Genomic DNA, 22,801 nt, shown 5'->3' on the forward strand with positions numbered 1-22,801 from the left:
TCAGGCCAGCCCTGCGCCCGCCGGGCGGTCGTGCATCAGCCCGACGATGTCGTCCCAGCGGGACAGGAACGCGTCGACGCAGGCCGGATCGAAATGGCTGCCCCGATGCTCCACGAGGTAGGCCCGCGCCTTCTCCAACGGCCAGGCCGCCTTGTAGACCCGCTCGGAGATGAGCGCGTCGAACACGTCCGCCACGGCGATGATGCGTCCGCAGAGCGGGATATCGGCGCCGGACAGCCCTCTCGGATAGCCGGTGCCGTCCCAGCGCTCGTGGTGGGTCAGGGCGATCTCCGAAGCGAGCTGGAGCAGGCGCGAGGGAGAATCGTGCAGCATGCGGTATCCGCGCTCGGCATGCCGCTTCATCTCCTCCCGCTCCCCGTCGGTCAGCGGTCCTGCCTTGAGCAGGATGCTGTCGGGAATGCCGATCTTGCCGATGTCGTGCATCGTGGAGGCGAGGGCGATGTCGTTCGCGGCCGCCTCCGACAGACCGAGGCCTTCCGCGATGGCGATGGCGCAGCCTGCGACGCGCGTCAGGTGATCGCCCGCCTGATCGTCGCGGAACTCGGCCGCGAGCATCAACCGCTGGATGATCTCCCTCTCGCGAGACTCGGATTCGGCGCGGATTCCCGCGACGTGCCGGTCCATCAGGCTGGCCGTCTTGTCCGCCGCGAGGCGCGCGCGGGTGAGATCGATCAGCGTCCGGGCCCGGATCTGGAGGTCGAGGGGATCGACGGGCCGCACCAAGACGTCGGTCGCGCCGGCCTCGACGGCGACGCGGCGAAGCGCGCGCGCCTCGCCCGAGGCGACGAGCAGGACCGGGATGTGCCCATGGGCCGGATGGGCGCGGATCGCGCGCAGAAGAGCGGCCCCGTCGAGGCCGTCACCATCCACGATCAGGAGATCGGCCGCGCGGGCCGGCAGGTCGGGCCATTGCGCGGCCGGGAGGACCGGCGTGTCGCAGCCGAGGGGGCGCAGGGCCAGCACGAGCTGCAGCGGCATCCCCGAGGCCAGAATCGGGACGAAGGGCGGTCCCGCCTCCGGGACGCCGCGGCCGGCCGCCTCCGCGCTGCCTGGCGCATGCCGGAATCTGTGAAACTCAGCGCCCATGCTGTCATCCGCTCGATCGGCAGGATGATGCCAGTCTGCACGTTAAGCGAGCTTGAAGACGGGATCGTCTCAACCAGTACGGGCAACACCGTCAGCAGGCAAAAACTGCCATCGATACCGTGCTCCGCACGCAGCCTTGATCGGGAGCCCGTCAGAGCTGAGGCTGCGAAACGCGCTACAGGTTCGGTGTCGCGCCGCGACGGCCGACCGCGATGATCTCGGCGACAGGCTTGCCGGCCTCGTCCGGCGCCACGAACGCCGTCACCGCCGCGCCGCCGGTGAGGAGAGCCTTCTCGCCCCGTGTGATCTGCGTGGCCGTCGCGTCGGGGGGGAGCGCCAGGGTCGTCGTGCCGCCCTCGTAGCTCAGCACGACCCGGCGCGGATCCGCGTCCGAGAGATCCGCGATCCAGCCGCCGGTCAGAACCGCGCTCGCCATCGTGTCCCAGGGGCGGCTGCCGGCGAACCAGCCGCGCAGATCCGGCGCGTAGATGGTCACGGTCTCGGCCCTGCGTGCGGAGCCGCATTCAGGGGTCGAGATCGCGCTCAGGTAGCTCTCCGGCTTGATGTCGCGGATGTTGGCCGGCGTCGCGGTGAGGAGGCGCGTCGTATCGTTCATGCGGAGGGTCAGGGACTCGCCCGAGTGCAGCCGCAGGGTGAGGAGGTCGCCGTCCCGCTTCTCGACGGTGCCGCGATAGCGCGTGCCGACATTCTCTGTCGCGTCGGCCAGAGCGGCGGCGGTGAGGCCGAGGAGGAATACGGCGGAGAGAATCGTGCGCATCGGGTTCGGGCCAAGCTTGCAGCGCGGCCAGGTTAGCTTGGCCAGGGTCACCGGCAACGGGGGCGGCGGGCCTCGGTTCCGCACCGTACGTTCACGGATTCGCGCACAGACCGCTCAATGGGCCAGCAGCACCGGCAGCTCGGCATGGGCGAGGACGTGACTCGTCGGGCCGCCGAAGATCATCTGCCTCAAGCGGCTCTGCGTGTAGGCGCCCTTGATGAGGAGGTCCGCGCCGAACTCCTTCGCTTCGGTGAGGAAGGTCTCGCCCGGCGTCCGGCGCCCGGCCGGCAGAGCCCGATGGCTGGCGGCGATGCCTTCGCAGGCCAGCGACTGTGCGAGGTCTTCCGCGCTCGGCCCCGGCACGGTGCCGCCCTCGACGCTGAGGACGAGGATGCGTTTGGCTTGGAGAAGGAACGGCATCGCGAAGGCGACCGCTCGGGCCGTCTCGGTCGACCCGTTCCACGCGATCAGCACGGCCTCGCCGAGGCTTGCGGGTGCCAAAGGCGGGGCCAGCAGGATCGGCCGCCCGCCCTCGAACAAGGCGGTCTCGAAGGTCGCCATGCGGGGCGAGGAATCCTCCGATCCCGGGCGTCCGACGACGGTGGCCGAGAACAGCCGGGCATACTGGCCGAGGAAGGCGTCGCCTGCCGGCACGTCCTGCCGCCAGCGGTAGCGCGGGCCGCAGCCTGCGACGTTCTCGGGGACGCAGAGGCCATCGCGCGGGTGGCGCGGGATCGCGGCCGCCTCCATCGCCGCGATGAAGTGCTCACCCGCCTCTTCGGCCTCGGCGCGGTCGGCCTCCTCATCGCGCAGCCACGTCATGCCGCCGACCATGTCGACGGGCACGTACTCTGCCAGCGCGGGGCGCAGGGACACCCCCTCGATCAGGCTGCCGAAACGGCGCGCGACAAGCGTCGCGGTGGCGAACACGGAGGGTAGGGTGTCGTGCAGGGCGACGGGTACGAGAAGCGTCTTCATCACCGTGAACTCCATACCGGCGCGGGCGGCGGGGCGCAGCCGCCCGGGAGTTCGGCCGCATCGTGCGCTCGCGCGCCGATGCTAGAGCGCTTCCTCCCGTCGTGGAACTCGTGGACCAAGAGCACGCACACGGATTTTCACAAGGGTGAGGGCGCTCCATGAGCAAGTGCTCAGGCAATCGCCAAGCTCAGCACCGAGGCGGGATGACAACGGCCAAGTCTTGCCCACGATTCTGTGAAAATCGACCCACCGTGTCCAGGAACAAAGCTGAGAAGTCCTCGTTGACGGCGTGAAGTGCAGGCGACAGCCTCGATTGGTCACCGACCATCGAGGCTGAACGCTCACGTCGAATATCTGAGATCGAGGTCGCTTATGTTGAAGAAGTACGTTGCCATGTCCGCCCTGATGACAGCTCTCGCCACTCCGGCGATGGCCCAGGGTGTCGGCGACTTCCGCCTCCAGGCCATGCAGGCCAATGCCTTCGAGATCCAGTCGAGCCAGATCGCGCTGTCCAAGTCGCGCAACCCGGCTGTCCGCACCTTCGCGCAGCACGCGATCAGCGATCACCGCGCCGCCAACGTTGCGTTGGCGGGTGGCGAGCGGAACTACGTCGCGGGCGGCGGCCCGGTTGGCGGTCTGATCGAGGCGCCCCTGGCGGTGGCCGGCGGTGCGGTCGGTGCGGCCACGGGCGCTGCAGCCGGCGCGGTCGGCGGCACCCTTGCGGGTGGTCCGGTCGGCGGTGTCGAGGGCATCGGCGCCGGTGCGGCACGCGGCGCGGCGGTCGGCAGCCGCGTGGCGACGGGCGACGTCGACGCCACGGCCGGCACCACGATCGTGCCGCCGAACCCGGAGCAGCAGGCGATGCTCGCCGAACTCTCCTCGACCCCGCCCGGCCCGCGCTTCGACCGCCTCTACGGCCGTCAGCAGGTGATGGCTCACCAGCAGACGATCGCCGTGACTCAGGCTTACGCAGCCTCAGGTCCGAACCCGGCGCTCCGCAACTATGCCCAGCAGGCCCTGCCGGTGCTCGAGCAACACTACGCGATGGCGCAGCGCCTTCCCGGCGCCCGCTGATCCGCGAATGATCGATAGGCCGGTGGCGGATCTCCGCTGCTCAATCGGGGAGAACGGCGGGCGAGAGCCCGCCGTTCTCGTATGTGGCGCCTGGCTCAGGTGCAGTTGATCAGGGCCGACGGGCGCAGGCTCTGGCCGTCCCGGTCGGTGATCGGCGCGAAATCGCCCGTGCCTGGGTCGCGCACGAGGAGCTCGCCGGTCGCAACGCCGAAATGTGCACCGTGCAACTGCAAGGTCCCGGCCTCGACGCGCTCGCGCACGAAGGGGAAGGTCATGAGGTTCTCGATGCTCTGGCTCACCATCGCGTGCTCCATGCGGGTGAGGTAGTCGGGCGCGGATGAATCGCCCGCCTTCTTCTCGGCCGGCTCGACCAGGGAGACCCATTTGCCGATGAAGTTGCCGGGCGAGAGGGGCTTGGCCTTGTTGGCGAATGCCTTGATGCCGCCGCAGGTGGCGTGGCCGAGCACGACGATGTGCTTCACCTCCAGCGCCTGCACGGCGAACTCGATCGCCGCCGAGGTGCCGTGATACTCGCCGCCCGTCTCGCAGGGCGGCACGATGTTGGCGACGTTGCGGATCACGAACAGCTCGCCCGGACCCACATCGAAGATCACCTCCGGCGACACGCGGCTGTCGCAGCAGCCGATGACCAGCACGTCGGGCTCCTGCGTCTTGGCGAGCTGGGCATAGCGCCGGCTCTCGTTCGGGAAGCGGTTCTCGAGGAAGGAGCGGTAGCCCGTGGTCAAGGATTCGGGGAACATCATGCGTCTCTCCGGCCGTTGCGACGTGTCAGAATGGCGGCGATGTAACTGCCATGTCTCGACGGCGTTGCCGACTCAAGCATCCCGCCACGACAACGTGACCGGAACGGCGGGGATATCCCCGGCGAGAATGCGCCGGACGAGGGCCGCCAGTCCCGCCGGCTCGATGCGTTCCTCGGTCGCCTCCAGGTCGGAGAGGCTCCACCAGCGGGTGCCGAGGACCGGATTGTCCTCCGTTTCCGCGAGCCGGGCCGTGTCGATGCGGTCCGAGGGCAGGCGCACGAGGAAGTAGCGCTCGCGCGCATCGCGTGGCTTCCGGAACAGGTGGAAGAGCCCGTCGCAGGTGGCGACCAGCGGGCCGATCGGCGCTCCGGCGACGCCAATCTCCTCCTCGAGCTCCCGCCGGCAGGCCTGCTCGTGCGTCTCGCCGGTTTCGAGGCCTCCGCCCGGCATGAACCAGAAGGACCGATCCTCCGGCCTCGTCGGATCGATCGGCCGCACCGACTCGTAGGCGATGAGGAGCAGGCGGTCGGCCGGGTCGAAGACCAGGGCGCGGGCAATATGGCGCAGCGGCGGCGCGTCGTCGGTCGGTTCGCTCATGCCTCCCGCATAGCAGCTTCGCGCGCGGCCTGTCGCGGCGACAAGCCCCGCGGCGCCCAGATCACGACCGGCAGCCCGTAGGCGTCGCGCCCCGGCGGGTCGGGCAGCGGGACCGCGCGGCCCTCGAGGATGTCGCGGGCGACGACGAGGCCCGCCATCGCGTCGAGGTGGTCGTCGGCGCCGACCCCGCGTGGCCGCGGCGAGTGGACCAGGGCCGCAGGCAGGCCCGCCGCCAGCAGGAGCTCGCGCCGCTCTTCGAGCCCCCTTTGCCGCGCCGGCCCCTTCTTGGCGCCGGCGAGAGGCTGCCCTGCGTTGAGACAGCGGAAGGCCACTTCAGGGTGGACCTCGCGCAGGCGGGCGGCGACGCCCGGCCGCGACCGCAGCAGCCCGTCCGCCTCCCGCACGTAGCGGAGGATGTTCCAGCACTGGATCGAGGGTGCGAAGGGCGGCTCGCTCGCGGCGCGCGAGAGCGCCTTCGCCTCCTCGTAGGTCTCCGCATAGACGGCCGCACGCGGCGGCACCGGAAAGACGCTGGACCGTCCGCCGGGACCGAGCAGGGCTCGCGCCGCGCGGTCGGCGACGCGCCCGCCCCCTTCGACCCGGTCCGGAAGGCCGATCGGCACGTCGATGCCGACGATGCGGGGCGCCTCCGCCCCGTCGAGGAGCGCGGCGATGCTCGGAAAGAGCGCGACGCGCCAAGCCCCCGGATCGTCGAGGTCGAGGAGCGCGCCCGCCCAGGCGCCGCGGCAGCCGTCGAGACCCGCGATCCAGCGCGCCATGCTCTCCCCCGCAACCCCGGCCGATCCTTGAATCGGGTTGCGCGGGACGGTATCGGCGAAGCGGCCGGCGGGCTACCCGGCGAGGAGGAGGCGCCCCCCATGACCGAGATCCGCCCCCGTCGCAGCGTCCTGTCCCTGCCGGGGTCGAGCGCGCGCATGCTGGAGAAGGCTGCAGGGCTTCCCGCCGACGTCGTTATGCTCGACCTCGAGGACGCCGTGGCGCCCGAGGCGAAGGATCAGGCGCGCGGTCTCGTGGCCGAGGCCGTCGCCGGCCGCCGCTTCGGGCGGCGCGAGGTGGTGGTACGGGTGAACGCCCTCGAGACACCCTGGGGCGAGGCGGATCTCGCCGCGGTCGCACCTGCCGCTCCGGACGCGATCGTGGTGCCGAAGGTCAATCGTCCTGACGACCTCGTCGCGGTGGGCTCCCGCCTGCGCCGGCTCGGGGCCCCCGGCCCCCTGCGGGTCTGGGCGATGATCGAGAGTCCGCTCGCCATCCTGGAGATCGGCGCGATCGCCAGCGCCGCCCGCGATGTCGATACGCGGCTCGCGTGCCTCGTTCTCGGGCCTAACGACCTCGCCCGGGCGAGCCGGGTCCGCCTCGGGGTGCCGGGACGGCCGGCGCTGATGCCCTGGCTGATGAGCGCTGTCGCGGCGGCGCGCGCCTACGAGATCGACATCATCGACGGCATCTACAACGCCTTTCGGGACGAGGCCGGTCTCCGCGCCGAGTGCGAGCAGGGCCGGGATTGCGGCTTCGACGGCAAGATGCTGATTCATCCGAGCCAGATCGAGACGGCGAACACCGTGTTCGGGCCGGACGAGGCCGCCATCGGCGAAGCCCGCGCGATCCTCGGCGCGTTCGCCGAGCCGGAGAACCGGGGGCGCGGCGCGATCCCCTTCCAGGGTCGGATGATCGAGCGCCTGCACGCCGACGAGGCGCGCCGCACCCTTGCGATGGCCGAGGCCATCGACGCGCGCCGGGCATGAGCAGCCCGGCTCTGGAGGTCGCGATCCGCCTCCTCGACCCGCGGCTCGCGGGATGGGGTTTCCCGCGCTGGGGCTCGCCCGCGGCTGCGGGCCTCGATCTCCACGCGTGCCTCGAGGCGCCCATGATCCTCGAGCCGCAGGCCGCGCCGACCCTGATCCCGGCGGGAATCGTCGTCGCGATCCGCGATCCCGACTGGTGCGGGCTGGTGCTGCCCCGCTCCGGATTCGGCCACCGCGAGGGTCTGGTCCTGGGCAACGGCACCGGCGTCATCGACGCGGATTACGAAGGCCCGCTCCTCGTTTCCGCCTGGAACCGCAACCCGGCTCCCGGCCCCGGCATCCGGATCGAGCCGGGCGACCGCATCGCGCAGCTCGTGTTCACCCGGGTGACGCGCCCACGCCTCCTCGTTTCGGAGAGTGGCGGCGAGCCGCCCCAGGGTTCCGCCCGTGGCAGCGGCGGCTTCGGGTCGAGCGGACGGCGTTGAGGGCCGAGGGCGCATTCTCCGGCGGAGGAGGGGACACCTGAGCACCATGCGCTCCGATCCGCCCCCCGCGCCGGCCGGCCAAACAGCCGTTCGGCTCCGTCTCGCCACGGCGGCCGTGATCGACATCGCGCTCCACGCGCGGCCGCAGCCCGTCAACGCCCGGGTTCTGGCCGCTCGCCACGGCTTGCCGCCGCGCCACCTCGAGACCGTGCTCCAGGCCCTCGTCCGGCACGGCCTCCTGAAGGGCGTGCGCGGCCCGCGCGGCGGCTACGAACTCGCCAGGGAGCGGCGGCGGATCAGCGTCGGCGACATCGCGCGCGCCGCGGGTTGCGTCGAGGAGGACGAGGCGCCGTCCGCTCCCATGGCTGCCCTCATCGAGCCGACGATCCGGGCGGCGCAGGTGGCCTTCCTGTCGGCTCTCGACGCCGTGACGGTCGAAGATCTCTGCCGGCAGGCCGAAGTGCTCGACGCAGGCCGTCGCGAGCGGCCGATTCCGCATTTCGACATTTGATCTCGCGCCTGCGCGGGGTAGCGCTTGGGCTCGCACCTTCGGGCCCGCTGCCCTAGATGCCGGCGCGATGAACGCCGAATTCGATCTCGATCCGCGCCTCGCCGCCGACACCGTCGCGGTCGGGGACCTCGCCCTGTCGACCGTCCTGCTGATGGACGACGCGCGCTTCCCCTGGTTCATCCTCGTGCCGCGCCGTACGGGCGCCAGCGAGATCACCGATCTCGGGGAGGCCGACTCGGCGCTTCTGTGGGACGAGATCCGTCTCGCGACGGGTGTGATGCAGGCGTTGTCGCGGCCCGACAAGGTCAACGTCGCCGCCCTGGGCAACGTGGTGGCGCAGCTCCACGTCCACGTCGTCGGCCGCTTCCGCTCCGATCCGGCCTGGCCCGGCCCGGTCTGGGGCCAGGGTGAGCGCAAGCCCTATCCGCCGCATGCGCGTGCTCAGCTCGTCGAGCGCGCCGGCGCGCTCTTCGCCGCGGCGTGAGCTCCATGCTGGAAGGCTCGCTCGCCCGGCTCGGCTATGCGCAGAGCCGACTCCGCCGCCACTCGGCCGAGGCCGGGGAGGGCGCCGTGCCGCCCCTCGACACGCCGGACGCTGCGTGGGTGCTCTTCGCCGGCGACCGAGTGGTCCTGCGGCGCGAGCCCGCCACGGCCCTGCTGACGCCGGAGATGGTGGCGCGCGCGCCTGCCCTCGCCGCGCCCCTCTTCCTCGGCCGCTTCGACGGGCGGCCGGTCTTCGCTGCGGCGATCGAGCCGGCGTCCGACGACCTTGCGGACGGGGAAAGCCACCGCAGCCTCGACTTGCGCAGCCTTGCCGCCGAGGGCGCCGTGGAGGCGGATGAGCTGGGCCTCCTTGCAACGGCCAAATCCCTGCTCGTCTGGCACGCCCGCAACGGCTTCTGCGCAAATTGCGGCACGCCGAGCCAGCCCGCGGCGGGCGGCTTCCGGCGTGATTGCCAAGCTTGCGGCACGCATCATTTCCCGCGCACCGACCCGGTGGTCATCATGCTGGTGCGGCGGGGCGAGACCTGCCTGCTCGGCCGCGCGCCCCGTTTCAAGGAGGGGATGTACTCGTGCCTCGCCGGCTTCCTGGAGCCCGGCGAGACGGTCGAGGACGCGGTGCGGCGAGAGACGCGGGAGGAGGCCGGCATTCGGGTCGGCGGCGTGCGCTACCTCGCTTCCCAGCCCTGGCCCTTCCCGGCCTCACTGATGCTCGGCTGTGTCGCCGAAGGGCTCGACGAGACGATCACGATCGATCCCGCCGAACTGGCCGACGCCCGCTGGTTCCACCGAGCGGAGGTCGCCCGGTTGATCGCGGGCACGCATCCGGAGGGCCTGAGCGTGCCCCCGCCGATGGCGATCGCGCACCTCCTGATGCGCGCCTTCGTCGACGGAGCGGCGTGATCGCGATCAGATCTCGAGCGTGCGCCGCCCGATGCCGACGCCGGCTGGATCGAGGGCCACGCTCTTCACGATGGCGTAGACGGCGAGGCCCGGCACGAGGCCGAGATCCTGCGCCGATGCGCGGGTGAGGCGCGCGGCGATCGCGGTGGTGCCGCACGCGATCTCGACCATCACGGCGTCTCCCATCGGCGTCAGCGCGGCGATGCGCCCGGCCAGCATGTTGCGGGCGCTCAGCCCCACCGGCCTCTGCGTCGCCACGAGCACGTCTCGGGCGGGCAGGCGGACGCGTACTGGGGTTCCGACCGGCCGGCCGAAATGCGGCACGGCGAGTTGGCCGGCCGCGCCCGAGAGGCGCGTGACGCCACCCGCCAGATCGTGCGCCTCCACCACCATGTCGAGGAGGGCGCCGGCCTCCGCCTCGTGGGCGGGCAGGAGCTCGGCCCGGCGCAGGATCGTGTCGGCCGGCCCGGTGGCGGCGACGCGCCCGCCCTCCAGGACGACCACGGTGTTGGCGAGCCGCGCCACCTCGGCCACCGCGTGGCTCACGTAAACGATGGGGATGCCGGCCTCGTCCCGCAGCCGCTCGATATAGGGCAGGATTTCGGCCTTGCGGGCCTCGTCGAGGGCCGCGAGCGGCTCGTCCATCAGGAGGAGGCGGGGCTTCGCCAGGAGCGCACGGCCGATCGCGACCCGCTGCGTCTCGCCGCCCGACAGGCCTGCCGGGCGCCGGTCGAGCAGATGGCCGATGCCGAGCATCTCGATCACCGAGGCGAGATCCGCGCCCAAGCCCGCGCGCCGGCCGGCGAAGAAGCGCCCGTAGCCGAGATTGCCGCGCACGCTCAGGTGCGGCAGCAGCCGCGCCTCTTGGAACACGCACGCGATCCGGCGGCGGTGCACCGGCACGCTGAGCCGCCTGTCCGTGTCGAGGAGGGTCTCCCCGCCGACCACGATGCGCCCCCGGTCCGGACGGGCGAGCCCAGCGATCAGGTGGATCAGGGTGCTCTTGCCCGAACCCGAGCGGCCGAACAGGGCGGTGAGCCCCGGCCCGCTCGTGAAGGCGGCCGCGAGAGAGAAGGTGCCGCGCCGGAGTGCCACGTCGACCGCGAGGGTCATGGGCTCAGGCCGCTCCGAGCCGACGGCTGACGCGCCGGGCCAGCATGTCGGAGGCGAGGAGCGCGCCCATCGAGACGAGGATCGAGACGAGGGTCAGCCGCATCGCGCCGCCCTCGCCGCCGGGGACCTGGGTCAGGGTGTAGATCGCGGAGGGAAGGGTCTGGGTCTCGCCGGGAATGTTCGAGACGAAGGTGATGGTGGCGCCGAACTCGCCCATCGCCTTGGCGAAGGCGAGCACCGCCCCGGCCAGGATGCCGGGCAGGCTGAGCGGCAGCGTCACCGTGAGGAAGACGGCGAGGGGGTTGGCGCCGAGCGTCGAGGCCGCCTGTTCCAGGCGCCGGTCGACCGCTTCCAGGGACAGGCGCATCGCCCGTACCATCAAGGGGAACCCCATCACCGCGCAGGCCAGCGCCGCCCCCGTCCAGCGGAAGGCGAAGACGAGGCCGAACTCGGCGAGGAAGGCGCCCGCCGGACCCTTCCGCCCGAAGGCCAGGAGCAGCAGGTAGCCCGTTACCACGGGCGGCAGGATCAGGGGCAGGTGGACGAGCCCGTCGAGGAGGGTGCGTCCGTAGAAGTCGCGGCGGGCGAGGAGCCAGGCGACCGCGAGCCCGGGGACGAGGCTCGCCAGCGTCGCCACGCTCGCCACCTTGAGGCTGAGGGAGAGCGCGACCCATTCCTCGGGCGTCAGGCCGAGCATGGCGGGTTCCCGGCCGGGTCAGTAGCGCTCGCCCGCCTGCCCCAGCACCGTGAAGCCCTGGCGCTCGAAGAAGGGGTGGGCGGTAGGGCTCTTGAGGTAGGCGAGGAAGGAGGCCGCATCCGGATTGGCGGACTCCTTCACGATGGCGAGGGGGTAGACGATCGGCGGGTGGCTGTCCGCCGGGAAGGTCGCCACGACGCGCACGGACGGGTCGGAGGCTGCGTCGGTGGCGTAGACGATCCCGAGCGGCGCCTCGCCGCGGGAGACGAGAAGGAGGGCCGCGCGCACGTTCTCGGCCTGGGCAAGCCGGTCCTTCACCCCGTCCCAGGCGCCGAGCGCCTGCAGGGCCGCCCGGCCGTACTTGCCGGCCGGCACCGACTCGACGTTGCCCACAGCGAGCCTGTCGTCACCGAGAACCTTAGCCAGGTCGAGGCCGGGCTTCAGGTCGAGGGCGATGGGCGAGTCCTTCGGCGCCACCAGCACGATGCTGTTGCGCAGGAAGTTCGCGCGGGTGCCGGGCCGGATCGAGCCCGCCTTCTCGGCGTAGTCCATCCAGGCGAGGTCGGCGGAGATGAAGAGGTCGGCCGGCGCCCCGGCCTCGATCTGCTTGGCCAGCGCGTTAGAGGCGGCGTAGGAGGCCTTCGCGGACTTGCCGCTCTCCGTCCGCCAGGCCGAGATCGCGTCGTCGACGGCGTTCTTCAGGCTCGCCGCGGCAAAGACGAGGACCGGCTGCTCCGCCCGCGCGGGGAAGGTGCCCAGGGCGAGGGCGAGCGCGCCCGCGAGCCAGATCCGCCGCGTCGATGTCATGGGTGCCCCTTCATCCCTGCGTTTCCGCGACCGGACGGCGGCGGATCGGCGAGGATGATAGGGGCGGGGACGGAGCGCACAAGCGCCGTCGCGCTCGCCCACGCCATGTCCGCGGCGAGGATCAGCCCAGTGCTTCGTCGTCCCCCTGCATGCGGGCCGATTCCGAGCGGTGGAGCCGGCTCAGGAGGACGAGCAACTGGCCCGGCATCGGCGCGTCGAGACCGTCGCTCCCGGGCGGGCCGCTGCGGCGTCGCCCACGACGGGGCGGGGGTTCCGTGGTGAGGATAACCGGCTCACGGTGGCCGGACCGTTTCTTCTTCATACGCGAACGCAGCCTCAGAAGCCTCCGCGGCTCGGCGGAAAGCCAGCGAGAACGCCCGTCCGCGCTCTCCGTTCCGGCCGAGCTTACGCCCACAGGATGAACAAACTGCCGCATCCTTGGGCGGTTCCCGGCCGGCCGCGAGGCGAACCACCGAGGTTCGCGACTCACCCCTCGGGGATGTGGCGGACCGCCCCCTTCGCCGCGCTCGTCGCCAGCATCGCGTAGGCGCGAAGCGCCGTGCTGACCTTGCGCTTGCGGGGAGCGGCCGGGCGCCAGCCCGCCGCGTCGCGCTCGGCTCGACGGCGGCCGAGTTCGGGCTCGTCCACGGCGAGGTGGATGCGCCGGTTCGGGATGTCGATCTCGATCCGGTCGCCCTGCTCCACGATGCCGATCAGCCCGCCCTCGGCCGCCTCCGGCGAGACGTGGCCGATGGAGAGGCCCGAGGAGCCGCCCGAGAAGCGCCCGTCCGTCACGAGGGCGCAGGCTTTGCCGAGGCCCTTCGATTTCAGGTAGCTCGTCGGGTAGAGCATCTCCTGCATGCCAGGGCCGCCGCGCGGACCCTCGTAGCGGATCAGCACCACTTCGCCGGCCTTGACCCGGCCGTTGAGGATGCCGTCCACCGCCGCGTCCTGGCTCTCGAAGACGTGAGCGGTGCCCGCGAAGGTGAGGATCGAGGCATCGACGCCGGCCGTCTTCACGATGCAGCCGTCCGCGGCGAGGTTGCCGTAGAGAACTGCGAGGCCTCCGTCCTGCGAGTAGGCGTGATCCGCGTCCCGGATGACGCCCGCCTCCCGGTCGAGGTCGAGGTCGTCGAAGCGCGAATCCTGGCTGAAGGCGACCTGGGTCGGCACCCCGCCCGGCGCCGCCCGGTAGAAGGTCTGGACCGAGGCGCTGCCCGAGCGGCGCACGTCCCAGCGGTCGAGGGCGGCGCTCAAGGTCCCGGCGCTGACGTTGCCGACGCTCGTGTCGAGGAGGCCCGCGCGGTCGAGTTCGCCGAGGATGCCCATGATGCCGCCGGCCCGGTGTACGTCCTCCATGTGGATGTCGGCGACCGCAGGGGCGACCTTGCAGAGCACCGGCACGCGCCGGGACAGTCGGTCGATGTCGGCCATGGTGAAGGGCACCTGGCCCTCATGCGCGGCGGCGAGGAGATGCAGCACCGTGTTCGTCGAGCCGCCCATGGCGATGTCGAGCGTCATCGCGTTCTCGAAGGCCGAGAAGCTCGCGACCGCGCGCGGCAGCACGCTGGCGTCGTCCTGCTCGTAGTGGCGGCGGGCGAGGTCGACGATCAGGTGGCCGGCCTCCACGAACAGGCGGCGCCGGTCGGCATGGGTGGCGAGCACGGAGCCGTTGCCGGGCAGCGCCAGCCCCAGCGCCTCGGTGAGGCAGTTCATCGAGTTGGCCGTGAACATGCCCGAGCACGAGCCGCAGGTCGGGCAGGCCGAGCGCTCGATCACCGCGACGTCCTCGTCCGAGACCCGATCGTCGGCCGCCGCGACCATCGCGTCGACGAGGTCGAATTTGCGGGTCACGCCCTTCATCACGACCTTGCCGGCCTCCATCGGCCCACCGGAGACGAACACGACCGGGATGTTGAGGCGCAGCGCCGCCATCAGCATGCCGGGTGTGATCTTGTCGCAATTGGAGATGCAGACCATGGCGTCGGCGCAATGCGCGTTGACCATGTACTCGACGGAATCGGCGATGAGCTCCCGCGATGGCAGGGAGTAAAGCATCCCGTCGTGGCCCATCGCGATCCCGTCATCGACCGCGATCGTGTTGAACTCCTTGGCGACGCCGCCGGCCTGCTCGATCTCGCGGGCGACGAGCTGGCCGAGGTCCTTCAGGTGGACGTGGCCGGGCACGAATTGCGTGAAGGAGTTCACCACCGCGATGATCGGCTTTCCGAAATCGGAATCCTTCATGCCGGTGGCGCGCCAGAGGCCGCGGGCGCCGGCCATGTTGCGGCCGTGGGTGGTGGTGCGGGAGCGATAGGCGGGCATGTTGGTGCGCGGGATCCGGTGCCGTTCGAGCCTTGCGGCCGTCTTCCGCACCCTCTCTCACGAATGGGTCCGAAAATTCAACGCAGGCGCGTCCGGCCCCGCTTCCGGGCAGCCCTGCTCCTTCGGCGTGAGCGCATCGGCGAGCCGGATCAGGTGGGCGGCGAGCCATATCTCGGTGCGAAATCCATGTGACAGGCGAGCCTTTGGCGCTTAGAGCCGGGCCCATGCTCGAAGGCCTGCCGCCCCACCGCCCGACCCACGTCCTGCGCCTCCTCACGGACGAAAGGTCGGCCCGCGCCATGACCGACATCCTCGGCGAGATGTTCGACCCGACGGAGACGGCGGTGGCCGCCTTCGAGGCGGAGGACGGAGTGACGTGGCGGCTCGAAGCCTACTTCGCCGAGGCGCCGGACGAGGAGATGGTGCGCGAGCTGATCCGCCCCATCGTCGGCGATCAGGCGGACGTCGCGGATTTCCAGACCATCGACCAGCAGGATTGGGTCCGCGCCTCGCTGGAGGGCCTGAAGCCGGTGCGCGCCGGCCGCATCCTCGTGCACGGCGCCCACGACCGGGCGCATGTGCGCGCCAACGATCTGCCGATCGAGATCGAGGCGGCACTCGCCTTCGGCACGGGGCATCACGGGACCACGCTCGGCTGCCTGCTCGCCCTCGTCGCCGCGATGAAGCGCGGCCGCCCGGCCCGCGTGCTCGATGTCGGCACCGGCACCGGCATCCTCGCCTTCGCGGCAGCGCGGGTGCTGCGATCCACCGTGGTGGCGGGTGACCTCGACCCGGAAGCGGTTCTCACGGCGCGCGCCAACGCGCGGCTCAACGGGCTGACGCCCTGGCTCCGCCTCTACCAGGGCCCCGGCGTGCAGCACGCGCTGGCGAACCGCCCGCGCCGGTTCGACGTGGTGTTCGCCAACATCCTGGCCCGGCCGCTGAAGCGCCTCGCCCCCTCCCTGACCTCCGTCGTGGCGGATGGCGGCGTGCTGATCCTGTCGGGGCTGATCGAGCGCGACGTGCCGGGGGTGCTCTCGACCTACGGGCACCAGGGCTTCCACCTCGCGCAGAAGGGCGTGATCGAGGGCTGGGCGACGCTCGTCCTCCGCCGCGGCGGGGCGGCCGCGCGCCCGCTCTGAACCCGGTTGCCGGGCGCAGGCCGCCGACGTAACCCTTCGCGCATGAATCCTTCGCGCATGACCACCGCCCAGCCGCGACACCGCTTCCAGACCTTCGATGACCCGAGCCATCGCAAGGGGCCGGAACGGATCGCTGCCCTGCGGGCGGCGATGCGCGAGGCGCGGGTCGACGGGTTCGTGGTGCCGCGCGCCGACGAGCACCAGTCCGAGTACGTGCCGGCCCATGCCGAGCGCCTCGCCTGGCTCACCGGTTTCACGGGCTCGGCCGGCACCGCCGTGGTCCTTGCCGATGCGGCGGCGCTCTTCGTCGACGGCCGCTACACGCTGCAGGCGCCGGAGCAGGTCGATACGGGCGTGATCACCCCGGTGCCGCTCGCCGAGAAGACGGCCGAGGCGTGGCTCGCCGAGACCCTGAAGCAGGGGGCGATCCTCGGCTACGATCCCTGGCTGCACACGCCGGACGGTGTCGCCCGGCTGGAGCGGGCCGTGGCCCAGGCCGGCGCCTCCTTGCGCCCGGTCGCGGAAAACCTCGTCGACGCCGTCTGGGCGGGCCGCCCGCGCCCGCCCGCCGGCGCGGTCGTTCTCCAGCCCGAGGCGCTGGCGGGGGAGGGGGCGTCGGACAAGCTCGCGCGGATCCGGGAGGGACTTTCCGGTTCGGGCTGCGACGCCCTCGTGATCTCCGATCCGCACAACCTCGCCTGGGCCTTCAACCTGCGCGGCAGCGACGTGACGCATACGCCGCTGGCCCTGGGCTACGCGCTGGTGCCGCGCCAGGGGCGGGCACGCATCTTCCTCGTCTCCTCCGAGATCGCGCCGGAGGTGAGGAGCGCCCTCGAAGGGCTCGCCGACATCGCACCCCGTGGCGCCTTCGCCGACGCGCTCGCGGGCCTCGGGAACGGGCGCATCCGCCTCGACGCGGCGACGGGGGCGGCCGCCCTCAAAAATCTGGTGGAGGCAGCCGGCGGCGTCGCCGATGTCGGGCCGGATCCGATCACCGCCCTGAAGGCGGTGAAGAACGAGGCCGAGATCGCGGGCGCGCGCGCCGCCCACATCCGTGACGGGCTCGCGGTGACCCACTTCCTCGCCTGGCTCGACGCCCGCGCGGCCGCAGGCGCGCTCAATGAGATCGAGGCCGTCGAGGCATTGGAGGATTTTCGCGCGGCCGGCGGCGAGTTGCGCGACGTCTCCTTCCCGACGATCTCGGGCTCCGGCCCGAACGGGGCCATCGTCCACTACCGGGTGACTCGCGCCACCGACCGGCGCGTCCAGCCCGGCGAACTCTTCCTCGTCGATTCCGGCGCGCAGTACCGGGACGGCACCACCGACGTTACCCGAACCGTGGCCGTGGGCGAGCCGAGCGCCGAGATGCGGGACCGCTTCACCCGCGTCCTCAAGGGCCATGTCGCGATCTCGCGCGCGGTTTTCCCGAAGGGAACGACGGGGGCGCAGATCGACGCGCTCGCCCGCCTGAGCCTCTGGGAGGCGGGCCTCGACTTCGACCACGGCACCGGCCACGGCGTCGGCAGCTTCCTCTCGGTGCACGAGGGGCCGCAGCGCATCGCCAAAACCGGGACCGTTGTGCTCCAGCCCGGCATGATCCTCTCGAACGAGCCGGGCTATTACCGGGCCGGCGCCTACGGCATCCGCACGGAGAACCTCGTCCTCGTGCGGGACATCGAGATCGCGGGGGCCGAGCGCCCGATGCTCGGCTTCGAGACCCTGACGCTCGCACCCTACGACCGGCGCCTGATCGAGATCGCGCTCCTGTCGCCGGCCGAGATCGCCTGGATCGACGCCTATCACGGCCGGGTCCGCGAGGCCCTGTCGGCCGATCTCGCCTCGGAAACCGCCCTCTGGCTGGAGCGCGCGACGGCGCCTCTCGTCGCAGGCGTCTGAGCCGCCTGCGACGGCGTCCCGCGCGCACCCTCGGTTCCGGCCCGCCCGGAAAGGCCGTATGCTCGGCCGGTCAGACACCGTGCCCGCGGCGGCACGCAAGGGCGCGATGATCCGGCTTCTCTCCCTCCTCGTCCTGCTCGTCGGCCTGAACGGCGCCGCGGCGCAGGGCCTCAAGGCGCCCGTCGACCTCGTTCGGGCGAGCCTCGTCGCGGAGACGGCTTCCGTGCGCGCAGGCGAGCCGTTCACCGTCGCCCTGCGCCTGGTGATGAAGCCCGGCTGGCACGTCTACTGGCGCAACCCGGGTGATTCCGGCCTGCCGCCGGAGATGGTGTGGACGCTGCCCGCGGGTGTTTCGGCTGGCCCGATCCAGTGGCCGGCGCCCGAGCGCATCCCCGTCGCGCACCTGATGAATTACGGCTACGAGGGGGATATCGCTCTCCTCGTCACGATCACGCCCCCGGCGAGCCTCGATCCGGCGGTCGCGGTGAAGGTCGCGGGCAAGCTCAGCTACCTCGTCTGCGAGGTCGAGTGCGTGCCGGGCTCCGCGAACCTGAGCTTGACGCTGCCCGTTTCCTCCGCGCCGCCCGCGGCCGACCCCGGAAGCGCGGCTCTCTTCCGCCGCGCCCGCGCCGCGCTGCCCGAGCCGACCCCGGCGCCCGCACACCTTTCTGTCGAGGGAGAGCGCCTCGTCCTCGCCCTGGGGGGGCTCGGCCTCGACCCGGCCAGCCTGCGGTCGGCCGCTTTCTTCCCCTATTCCGAGACGGCGATCGACAACGCCGCCGCGCAGGAGTTCAAGGCCGACGCGGCGGGGATCCGGCTCACCCTGGCGCGCGCCACGCCTTCCGAGCCGCCGCCTGCGACGTTGCCGGGCGTGCTCGTCGTCGAGACGGCGGCCGGCGATCCCGGGCGCCGGGCCTTCGCGATCGGCGAGGAGCCGGCCATCGCCCCTGCGGCGGGGCAGATCCCGGACGTCGCCGTTCCTGCGCCGAAGGCGGCTTCCGGCCCGGCGCCCGACGAGGCGCTCACTCTTCTCGGGGCGGCCGGCCTCGCCTTCCTCGGTGGCCTCATCCTCAACCTGATGCCGTGCGTTTTCCCGGTGCTCTCGATCAAGGTGCTGAGCCTCGTGCGCCATTCTGGCGAGTCTCAGTCCCGGGTGCGGCTGCACGGCCTCGCCTACACCCTGGGCGTGCTCGCGTCCTTCCTCGCGCTTGCCGGTCTGCTGATCGCGTTGAAGAGCGGGGGCGCGACGATCGGCTGGGGCTTCCAGCTGCAATCGCCGCTCGTCGTGGCAGGTCTCGCCTATCTCCTCTTCGCCATGGGCTTGAGCCTGTCCGGCGTGATGCATCTCGGCGGCGCGCTCGCCGGTCTCGGCGATGGGCTGTCACGGCGCGGCGGGCTGGAGGGCTCCTTCCTCACCGGCATCCTCGCCACCGTCGTGGCGACGCCCTGCACGGCCCCCTTCATGGGCGCCGCGATCGGCTTTGCGCTCACCCAGTCGGCGATCACCGGCCTCGCGGTCTTCGCGAGCCTCGGCCTGGGCCTCGCGCTGCCGTTCCTGCTGCTGACGGCGTGGCCCGGCGCGCTGGCGCGGCTTCCGCGGCCCGGCGCCTGGATGGAGACCCTGAAGGGAGCTCTCGCCTTTCCCGTCTACGCGACCGCCGCTTGGCTCGTCTGGGTCCTGGCGCAGCAGGTCGGGCCGGAGGGGCTGCTCGCGGCGCTGGTCGGCCTCGTGCTCGTCGCCTTCTCGGCATGGACCTGGGAGCGGGCCCGCACCGCCAGCAGTTTGCCCGGGCGCCTCGCCCGTGTGCTCTCCCTCGCGGCCCTCCTCGGGGCGGGCGCTCTCGCCCTCGGACTCGAGCGCGGCGGGGGTGCCGTGAGTCTCGCCGGGGAGGGGGTGGAGCCTTTCACCCAGGCGCGGCTCGACGGGCTTCTGCGGGAGGGGCGCCCCGTCCTCGTCAACATGACCGCCGCGTGGTGCATCACCTGTCAGGTCAACGAGCGCACCGCTCTCTCGACCGAGGCCGTACGGACCGCCCTCCGGGAGCGCGGCATTGCCTATCTCAAGGGGGATTGGACGAACCAGAACCCGGAGATCACGAAACTGCTGGAGCTGCACGGGCGCAGCGGCGTGCCGCTCTACCTGCTCTACACGGGGCCGGGCGAGCCGATGGTCCTGCCGCAGATTCTCACGAAGGGGACGGTGCTCGCGGCTCTGGAGAGCGTGAAGCCGGTCGGTGGCGGTCAGAGCGCGGCGTTGGGCGGCACCCGCCCCTGAACGCACGATCGTCCCCACACTTCGGCCCCCGCGTCGCATTTCGTATTCCGATCCGGCTCCCCTTCCGCGAGAATTGGTCTAAACAGCCCTCGACCGCAGGCATCCGCACGGCGGACCAGCATCGAGAACAGGCGATGACCGGCTTCGACACCCTGCCCCTGACACGGCCCACCTCGCAGCTCGTGACCATCTTCGGCGGGTCCGGCTTTCTCGGCCGGCACGTGGTGCGCGCGCTGGCCAAGCGCGGCTACCGGATCCGCGTCGCGGTGCGCCGGCCCGACCTCGCCCTGTTCCTGCAACCTCTCGGCAAGGTCGGGCAGATCGTGGCCGTGCAGGCGAACCTGCGCTACCCGGACTCGGTCGCCCGCGCCGTCGAGGGTTCGAACGTGGTGATCAACCTCGTCGGCATCCTGCAGGAGGCCGGTCCTCAGAGCTTCTCCCGCCTTCAGGCGGAGGGTGCGGGTGAGATCGCGCGGCAGGCCGCCAAGGTGGGCGCGGCGATGATTCAGGTCTCGGCGATCGGCGCCGATCCGAACTCCGCCTCCGCCTATGCCCGCACCAAGGCCGAGGGCGAGGCGCGGGTCTTTGCCGCCTGCCCGGACGCGATCGTGATCCGCCCGTCCCTGGTGTTCGGCCCCGGCGACAGCTTCTTCAATCGCTTCGCGAGCCTCGCCCGGGCGCTCCCGGTGCTGCCGCTCGCGGGAGCGGATACGCGCTTTCAGCCCGTCTTCGTCGGCGACGTCGCCGAGGCGATCGCCCGGGCGGTCGAGGGACGCGCGCCGGCGGGCAAGGTCTACGAGCTCGGTGGTCCCGAAGTCGCGACGCTGGAACATCTCGTTCGCTACATGCTGGAGACGACTCAGCGCCGCCGCCCGATCGTCGCCCTGCCGCTGCCGGTCGCACGGATCCAGGCCCGCGCCCTGGAGATCGCCAACACGCTGACCCTCGGCCTGCTGCCGGACGAGCTGAAGCTCACCCGCGACCAAGTGATCCTGCTGCAGACGGACAACGTCGTCTCCGATGCCGCGAAGGCGGAAGGGCGGACGCTGGAGGCGTTGGGCATCATCCCGACCGCAGCCGAGGCCGTCGTGCCGGGCTATCTCTGGCGCTTCCGCAAGGCGGGGCAATTCGCCACCGGCCGCGGCTCGGAATCCGAGGCCGAAGTCCCGGACACGCTGAGCCCGGAGCCGATGGACGAGGGCTCGCAGCACCGCCCCAAGCGGGCGAGCGGCCCAGCGATCGGTCCGAACGCCGCCAATCCCAGCCGCATGGGAACCCGCTGGGGCTCGCGCCGGTAGGAAGGCGGCCTCAGCGGAGCCGCTCGGCCTGGGCGGGCGCCGTGAGGGCTGGTCCGCGCCGGCTCAGCGCCTTGTGCACATGGACCATGAGCGCGATGCCGAAGAGGGGCGTCAGCAGGTTCACCACCGGCACCACCATCATCCCCGCCAGGAGGCAGCCCGCCGCCAGGGTCGTTCCGCCGTAGTGCCGGCGCATGGCCGCCGCCTCGTCGAGGGGCCGGAACCGGGCAGCGGCGGTCTCGAAGTACTCGCGGCTGAGAAGGTAGGCATTCGCGGCGAAGAAGGCCACGAGCCCGACCACGGGCACGAAGAACAGGATGAGAGCCGCGAGATTCACGAGGAGCGCGAGTCCGGCGAAGCGCAGGGCGTAGAGCAGCGCGCTGCCGGCCGGCAGCGCTTGGCCCGGTGGTTCGCCTGGAAAATCCGTTCGCTCGACGATCTCGGCCGCGTCGTCGAGGAAGAATCCCGCCACGAGGATCGACACGGCCGGCATGATGTACGCGAGGGCCACGAAGAGCCCGGCGCCGGCGAGGAAGTAGGCGAGCGTGTCGAGAAAGGGATAGTCGGCGGAGATGTGATGGCTCGCCTGGAACCACTGGATCAGCCGCGTCAGCCCGAACCAGATCAGGAGCAGGAGCCCGACGGTCATCGCCAGCGATTTCCAGAGGATCGCGCGCAGCGGCGGCGAGAAGACCTGCCGCAGGGCGGCGAAGGCGGCTTGGACGAGCATGCCGGGGATCCTCTCCAATGTCGGCCGAGCGCTTAAAGAGGAGCCGGGGCCCGGAGCGCAAGCCCGCACTTTTGCGATCCTGCCGCGTTCACGTGCCGTCCGCTCCTCACCGAAGGATCGCCCCATGCGCCTGTCGGCTCCGCTCGCCCTTCTCATCGCCCTCGCCGTGCCCTCATCCGCCCACGAAGTCGGTGCCTGGGCCGGCGGCCATGCGGCACCCGCCGAACGCTCGGAGGTCGCCGTCGCCGCGATCGACGGCAAGGCCTACGTCATCGGCGATTACAACGGGGCCACGGAACTCCTGATCTTCGACCTTGCCGGCGGCACATGGAGCAAGGGCGCGCCCTTCCCCTATCCCGTGCACCACACGATGGCGGCCGGCTTCGAGGGCAAGATCTACGTCTTCGGCGGCTACACGAACGGCTGGAACGCGGTCGGCAACAGCTTCGCCTACGACCCGAAGACCGATGCATGGTCCCCCCGGGCCGGTCTGCCGACACCGCGTGCCGCGGGCGGTGCCACCCTCGTTGGCGGGAGGATCCACGTCGTCGGCGGTAGCGTCACGGGCCGGGGCAACACGCCGGCCCACGAGGTCTATGATCCGGCGACCGACAGCTGGACGGCGGCCCCGCCCTTGCCGACGCCCCGCGACCACCTCGCGGTGCAGGCGATCGAGGGCAAGATCGTCGCGGCCGGCGGGCGCGTCGATGGCGATCCGGGCCGGAACCTCGACGCCACGCAGGTCTACGACCCGACCACCGGCGCCTGGAGCGAGGCCGCACCTCTCCCCACGGCCCGCAGCGGCTCGGCCTCCGCCGTGCTGGGGCGCGAGGTCTACGTGATCGGCGGCGAATCACGCGAGAAGACCTTCGGCGCGGTCGAGGCCTTCGACCTGCCGCGCAACCTGTGGCGAGCCCTCGCCTCGCTGCCCACGCCACGACACGGCTTCGGCGCCGTGAGCTACAACGGCCGCATCTACACCCTGGTCGGCAGCCCGCGCCCCGGCGGCGACAAGTCCGGCACGGTCGAGGTGTTCAAGCCGTGAGCGCGCGTC

General features: G+C 71.7%; 22 protein-coding genes. 11 read left to right on the forward strand and 11 right to left on the reverse strand.

The window, feature by feature from the left end; genetic code table 11:
- From J2X36_RS16735 to J2X36_RS16745, 3 genes are all read right to left on the reverse strand, one after another.
- Positions 1 to 999 (reverse strand): HD domain-containing phosphohydrolase, encoded by a 999-nt coding sequence (locus J2X36_RS16735; RefSeq protein ID WP_310351744.1) that lies wholly within the window; start codon positions 997 to 999, stop codon positions 1 to 3.
- A 283-nt stretch (positions 1,000 to 1,282) separates the two neighbouring features.
- Positions 1,283 to 1,885: a hypothetical protein gene (locus J2X36_RS16740; protein ID WP_310351746.1), complete on the reverse strand. Its 603-nt coding sequence runs from the start codon at positions 1,883 to 1,885 to the stop codon at positions 1,283 to 1,285.
- Positions 1,886 to 1,999: 114 nt separating this feature from the next.
- Positions 2,000 to 2,863 (reverse strand): universal stress protein, encoded by an 864-nt coding sequence (locus J2X36_RS16745; protein WP_310351748.1) that lies wholly within the window; start codon positions 2,861 to 2,863, stop codon positions 2,000 to 2,002.
- Between the two features lie 372 nt (positions 2,864 to 3,235).
- Between J2X36_RS16745 and J2X36_RS16750 the strand changes: the two genes are divergently transcribed.
- Entirely contained in the window at positions 3,236 to 3,937 is a 702-nt protein-coding gene (locus J2X36_RS16750; RefSeq protein ID WP_132249882.1) for a DUF4142 domain-containing protein, read from the forward strand.
- Positions 3,938 to 4,032: 95 nt separating this feature from the next.
- On the opposite strand, the gene J2X36_RS16755 is transcribed toward J2X36_RS16750, so the two are convergent.
- From J2X36_RS16755 to J2X36_RS16765, 3 genes are all read right to left on the reverse strand, one after another.
- Positions 4,033 to 4,698 (reverse strand): carbonic anhydrase, encoded by a 666-nt coding sequence (locus J2X36_RS16755; protein ID WP_132249932.1) that lies wholly within the window; start codon positions 4,696 to 4,698, stop codon positions 4,033 to 4,035.
- 75 nt (positions 4,699 to 4,773) lie between these two features.
- Positions 4,774 to 5,298 (reverse strand): NUDIX domain-containing protein, encoded by a 525-nt coding sequence (locus J2X36_RS16760; protein WP_310351754.1) that lies wholly within the window; start codon positions 5,296 to 5,298, stop codon positions 4,774 to 4,776.
- Positions 5,295 to 6,077 (reverse strand): DUF429 domain-containing protein, encoded by a 783-nt coding sequence (locus J2X36_RS16765; RefSeq protein WP_132249878.1) that lies wholly within the window; start codon positions 6,075 to 6,077, stop codon positions 5,295 to 5,297. Before J2X36_RS16765 ends, J2X36_RS16760 begins: the two co-directional genes overlap by 4 nt.
- Positions 6,078 to 6,176: 99 nt before the next feature.
- On the opposite strand from J2X36_RS16765, the gene J2X36_RS16770 reads away from it, so the two are divergent.
- The 5 genes from J2X36_RS16770 (at position 6,177) to nudC (ending at position 9,464) form a co-directional block, all read left to right on the forward strand.
- Positions 6,177 to 7,064 carry a CoA ester lyase gene (locus J2X36_RS16770; RefSeq protein WP_310351758.1) on the forward strand — a complete coding sequence of 296 codons (888 nt, stop codon included), beginning with the start codon at positions 6,177 to 6,179 and terminating at the stop codon, positions 7,062 to 7,064.
- Positions 7,061 to 7,549 (forward strand): dUTP diphosphatase, encoded by a 489-nt coding sequence (gene dut, locus J2X36_RS16775; RefSeq protein ID WP_310351760.1) that lies wholly within the window; start codon positions 7,061 to 7,063, stop codon positions 7,547 to 7,549. The genes J2X36_RS16770 and dut overlap by 4 nt, the downstream gene beginning before the upstream one ends.
- 46 nt (positions 7,550 to 7,595) lie before the next feature.
- A complete protein-coding gene (locus tag J2X36_RS16780) occupies positions 7,596 to 8,060 on the forward strand; it encodes an Rrf2 family transcriptional regulator (RefSeq protein ID WP_310351763.1) in 465 nt (154 codons plus the stop codon).
- Between the two features lie 67 nt (positions 8,061 to 8,127).
- Positions 8,128 to 8,544, forward strand: coding sequence for an HIT domain-containing protein (locus J2X36_RS16785; RefSeq protein WP_132249870.1), 417 nt, complete (start codon positions 8,128 to 8,130; stop codon positions 8,542 to 8,544).
- A 5-nt stretch (positions 8,545 to 8,549) separates the two neighbouring features.
- Complete coding sequence (gene nudC / locus J2X36_RS16790; RefSeq protein WP_310351767.1) at positions 8,550 to 9,464, forward strand: NAD(+) diphosphatase; 915 nt, start codon at positions 8,550 to 8,552, stop codon at positions 9,462 to 9,464.
- Between the two features lie 6 nt (positions 9,465 to 9,470).
- On the opposite strand, the gene modC is transcribed toward nudC, so the two are convergent.
- The 4 genes from modC to ilvD form a co-directional block, all read right to left on the reverse strand.
- Positions 9,471 to 10,577 carry a molybdenum ABC transporter ATP-binding protein gene (gene modC, locus J2X36_RS16795; protein WP_310351770.1) on the reverse strand — a complete coding sequence of 369 codons (1,107 nt, stop codon included), beginning with the start codon at positions 10,575 to 10,577 and terminating at the stop codon, positions 9,471 to 9,473.
- A gap of 4 nt (positions 10,578 to 10,581) precedes the next feature.
- The gene (gene modB, locus J2X36_RS16800; protein WP_310351772.1) at positions 10,582 to 11,274 is read right to left on the reverse strand and encodes a molybdate ABC transporter permease subunit; all 693 of its coding nucleotides are present in this window, start codon (positions 11,272 to 11,274) and stop codon (positions 10,582 to 10,584) included.
- A gap of 18 nt (positions 11,275 to 11,292) precedes the next feature.
- On the reverse strand, positions 11,293 to 12,081 hold the full coding sequence (gene modA, locus J2X36_RS16805) for a molybdate ABC transporter substrate-binding protein (RefSeq protein ID WP_310351776.1): 789 nt from the start codon (positions 12,079 to 12,081) through the stop codon (positions 11,293 to 11,295).
- A 486-nt stretch (positions 12,082 to 12,567) separates the two neighbouring features.
- Positions 12,568 to 14,406, reverse strand: a complete 1,839-nt coding sequence (gene ilvD / locus J2X36_RS16810; protein WP_310351778.1) for a dihydroxy-acid dehydratase — start codon at positions 14,404 to 14,406, stop codon at positions 12,568 to 12,570.
- A gap of 224 nt (positions 14,407 to 14,630) precedes the next feature.
- Between ilvD and J2X36_RS16815 the strand changes: the two genes are divergently transcribed.
- The 4 genes from J2X36_RS16815 (at position 14,631) to J2X36_RS16830 (ending at position 21,017) form a co-directional block, all read left to right on the forward strand.
- Positions 14,631 to 15,548, forward strand: a complete 918-nt coding sequence (locus tag J2X36_RS16815; RefSeq protein ID WP_132249860.1) for a 50S ribosomal protein L11 methyltransferase — start codon at positions 14,631 to 14,633, stop codon at positions 15,546 to 15,548.
- Between the two features lie 57 nt (positions 15,549 to 15,605).
- Positions 15,606 to 17,444, forward strand: coding sequence for an aminopeptidase P family protein (locus tag J2X36_RS16820; protein ID WP_310351781.1), 1,839 nt, complete (start codon positions 15,606 to 15,608; stop codon positions 17,442 to 17,444).
- Positions 17,445 to 17,550: 106 nt separating this feature from the next.
- A complete protein-coding gene (locus J2X36_RS16825; protein ID WP_310351880.1) occupies positions 17,551 to 19,719 on the forward strand; it encodes a protein-disulfide reductase DsbD domain-containing protein in 2,169 nt (722 codons plus the stop codon).
- Between the two features lie 134 nt (positions 19,720 to 19,853).
- Positions 19,854 to 21,017: a complex I NDUFA9 subunit family protein gene (locus tag J2X36_RS16830; protein WP_310351784.1), complete on the forward strand. Its 1,164-nt coding sequence runs from the start codon at positions 19,854 to 19,856 to the stop codon at positions 21,015 to 21,017.
- Positions 21,018 to 21,027: 10 nt separating this feature from the next.
- On the opposite strand, the gene J2X36_RS16835 is transcribed toward J2X36_RS16830, so the two are convergent.
- The gene (locus J2X36_RS16835) at positions 21,028 to 21,747 is read right to left on the reverse strand and encodes a sulfate transporter family protein (RefSeq protein WP_132249854.1); all 720 of its coding nucleotides are present in this window, start codon (positions 21,745 to 21,747) and stop codon (positions 21,028 to 21,030) included.
- A gap of 124 nt (positions 21,748 to 21,871) precedes the next feature.
- Between J2X36_RS16835 and J2X36_RS16840 the strand changes: the two genes are divergently transcribed.
- Positions 21,872 to 22,792 carry a kelch repeat-containing protein gene (locus J2X36_RS16840; RefSeq protein WP_310351788.1) on the forward strand — a complete coding sequence of 307 codons (921 nt, stop codon included), beginning with the start codon at positions 21,872 to 21,874 and terminating at the stop codon, positions 22,790 to 22,792.
- Positions 22,793 to 22,801: the final 9 nt, after the last annotated feature.

It is taken from the genome of Methylobacterium sp. BE186 (genome assembly GCF_031457035.1).
Taxonomy (GTDB): Bacteria; Pseudomonadota; Alphaproteobacteria; order Rhizobiales; family Beijerinckiaceae; genus Methylobacterium; species Methylobacterium segetis.

Bases quoted from the DNA above. Each gene is read 5' to 3' on its own strand.
- J2X36_RS16735 (WP_310351744.1), bottom strand. From the start codon at position 999: ATGCCGCTGCAGCTCGTGCTGGCCCTGCGCCCCCTCGGCTGCGACACG.
- J2X36_RS16820 (WP_310351781.1), top strand. From the start codon at position 15,606: ATGACCACCGCCCAGCCGCGACACCGCTTCCAGACCTTCGATGACCCG.
- J2X36_RS16840 (WP_310351788.1), top strand. From the start codon at position 21,872: ATGCGCCTGTCGGCTCCGCTCGCCCTTCTCATCGCCCTCGCCGTGCCC.
- modC (WP_310351770.1), bottom strand. From the start codon at position 10,577: ATGACCCTCGCGGTCGACGTGGCACTCCGGCGCGGCACCTTCTCTCTC.
- J2X36_RS16740 (WP_310351746.1), bottom strand. From the start codon at position 1,885: ATGCGCACGATTCTCTCCGCCGTATTCCTCCTCGGCCTCACCGCCGCC.
- J2X36_RS16755 (WP_132249932.1), bottom strand. From the start codon at position 4,698: ATGTTCCCCGAATCCTTGACCACGGGCTACCGCTCCTTCCTCGAGAAC.
- J2X36_RS16750 (WP_132249882.1), top strand. From the start codon at position 3,236: ATGTTGAAGAAGTACGTTGCCATGTCCGCCCTGATGACAGCTCTCGCC.
- J2X36_RS16780 (WP_310351763.1), top strand. From the start codon at position 7,596: ATGCGCTCCGATCCGCCCCCCGCGCCGGCCGGCCAAACAGCCGTTCGG.
- J2X36_RS16785 (WP_132249870.1), top strand. From the start codon at position 8,128: ATGAACGCCGAATTCGATCTCGATCCGCGCCTCGCCGCCGACACCGTC.
- J2X36_RS16765 (WP_132249878.1), bottom strand. From the start codon at position 6,077: ATGGCGCGCTGGATCGCGGGTCTCGACGGCTGCCGCGGCGCCTGGGCG.
- J2X36_RS16835 (WP_132249854.1), bottom strand. From the start codon at position 21,747: ATGCTCGTCCAAGCCGCCTTCGCCGCCCTGCGGCAGGTCTTCTCGCCG.
- J2X36_RS16745 (WP_310351748.1), bottom strand. From the start codon at position 2,863: ATGAAGACGCTTCTCGTACCCGTCGCCCTGCACGACACCCTACCCTCC.
- dut (WP_310351760.1), top strand. From the start codon at position 7,061: ATGAGCAGCCCGGCTCTGGAGGTCGCGATCCGCCTCCTCGACCCGCGG.
- J2X36_RS16770 (WP_310351758.1), top strand. From the start codon at position 6,177: ATGACCGAGATCCGCCCCCGTCGCAGCGTCCTGTCCCTGCCGGGGTCG.
- modB (WP_310351772.1), bottom strand. From the start codon at position 11,274: ATGCTCGGCCTGACGCCCGAGGAATGGGTCGCGCTCTCCCTCAGCCTC.
- J2X36_RS16830 (WP_310351784.1), top strand. From the start codon at position 19,854: ATGACCGGCTTCGACACCCTGCCCCTGACACGGCCCACCTCGCAGCTC.
- nudC (WP_310351767.1), top strand. From the start codon at position 8,550: ATGCTGGAAGGCTCGCTCGCCCGGCTCGGCTATGCGCAGAGCCGACTC.
- ilvD (WP_310351778.1), bottom strand. From the start codon at position 14,406: ATGCCCGCCTATCGCTCCCGCACCACCACCCACGGCCGCAACATGGCC.
- J2X36_RS16815 (WP_132249860.1), top strand. From the start codon at position 14,631: ATGCTCGAAGGCCTGCCGCCCCACCGCCCGACCCACGTCCTGCGCCTC.
- J2X36_RS16760 (WP_310351754.1), bottom strand. From the start codon at position 5,298: ATGAGCGAACCGACCGACGACGCGCCGCCGCTGCGCCATATTGCCCGC.
- J2X36_RS16825 (WP_310351880.1), top strand. From the start codon at position 17,551: ATGATCCGGCTTCTCTCCCTCCTCGTCCTGCTCGTCGGCCTGAACGGC.
- modA (WP_310351776.1), bottom strand. From the start codon at position 12,081: ATGACATCGACGCGGCGGATCTGGCTCGCGGGCGCGCTCGCCCTCGCC.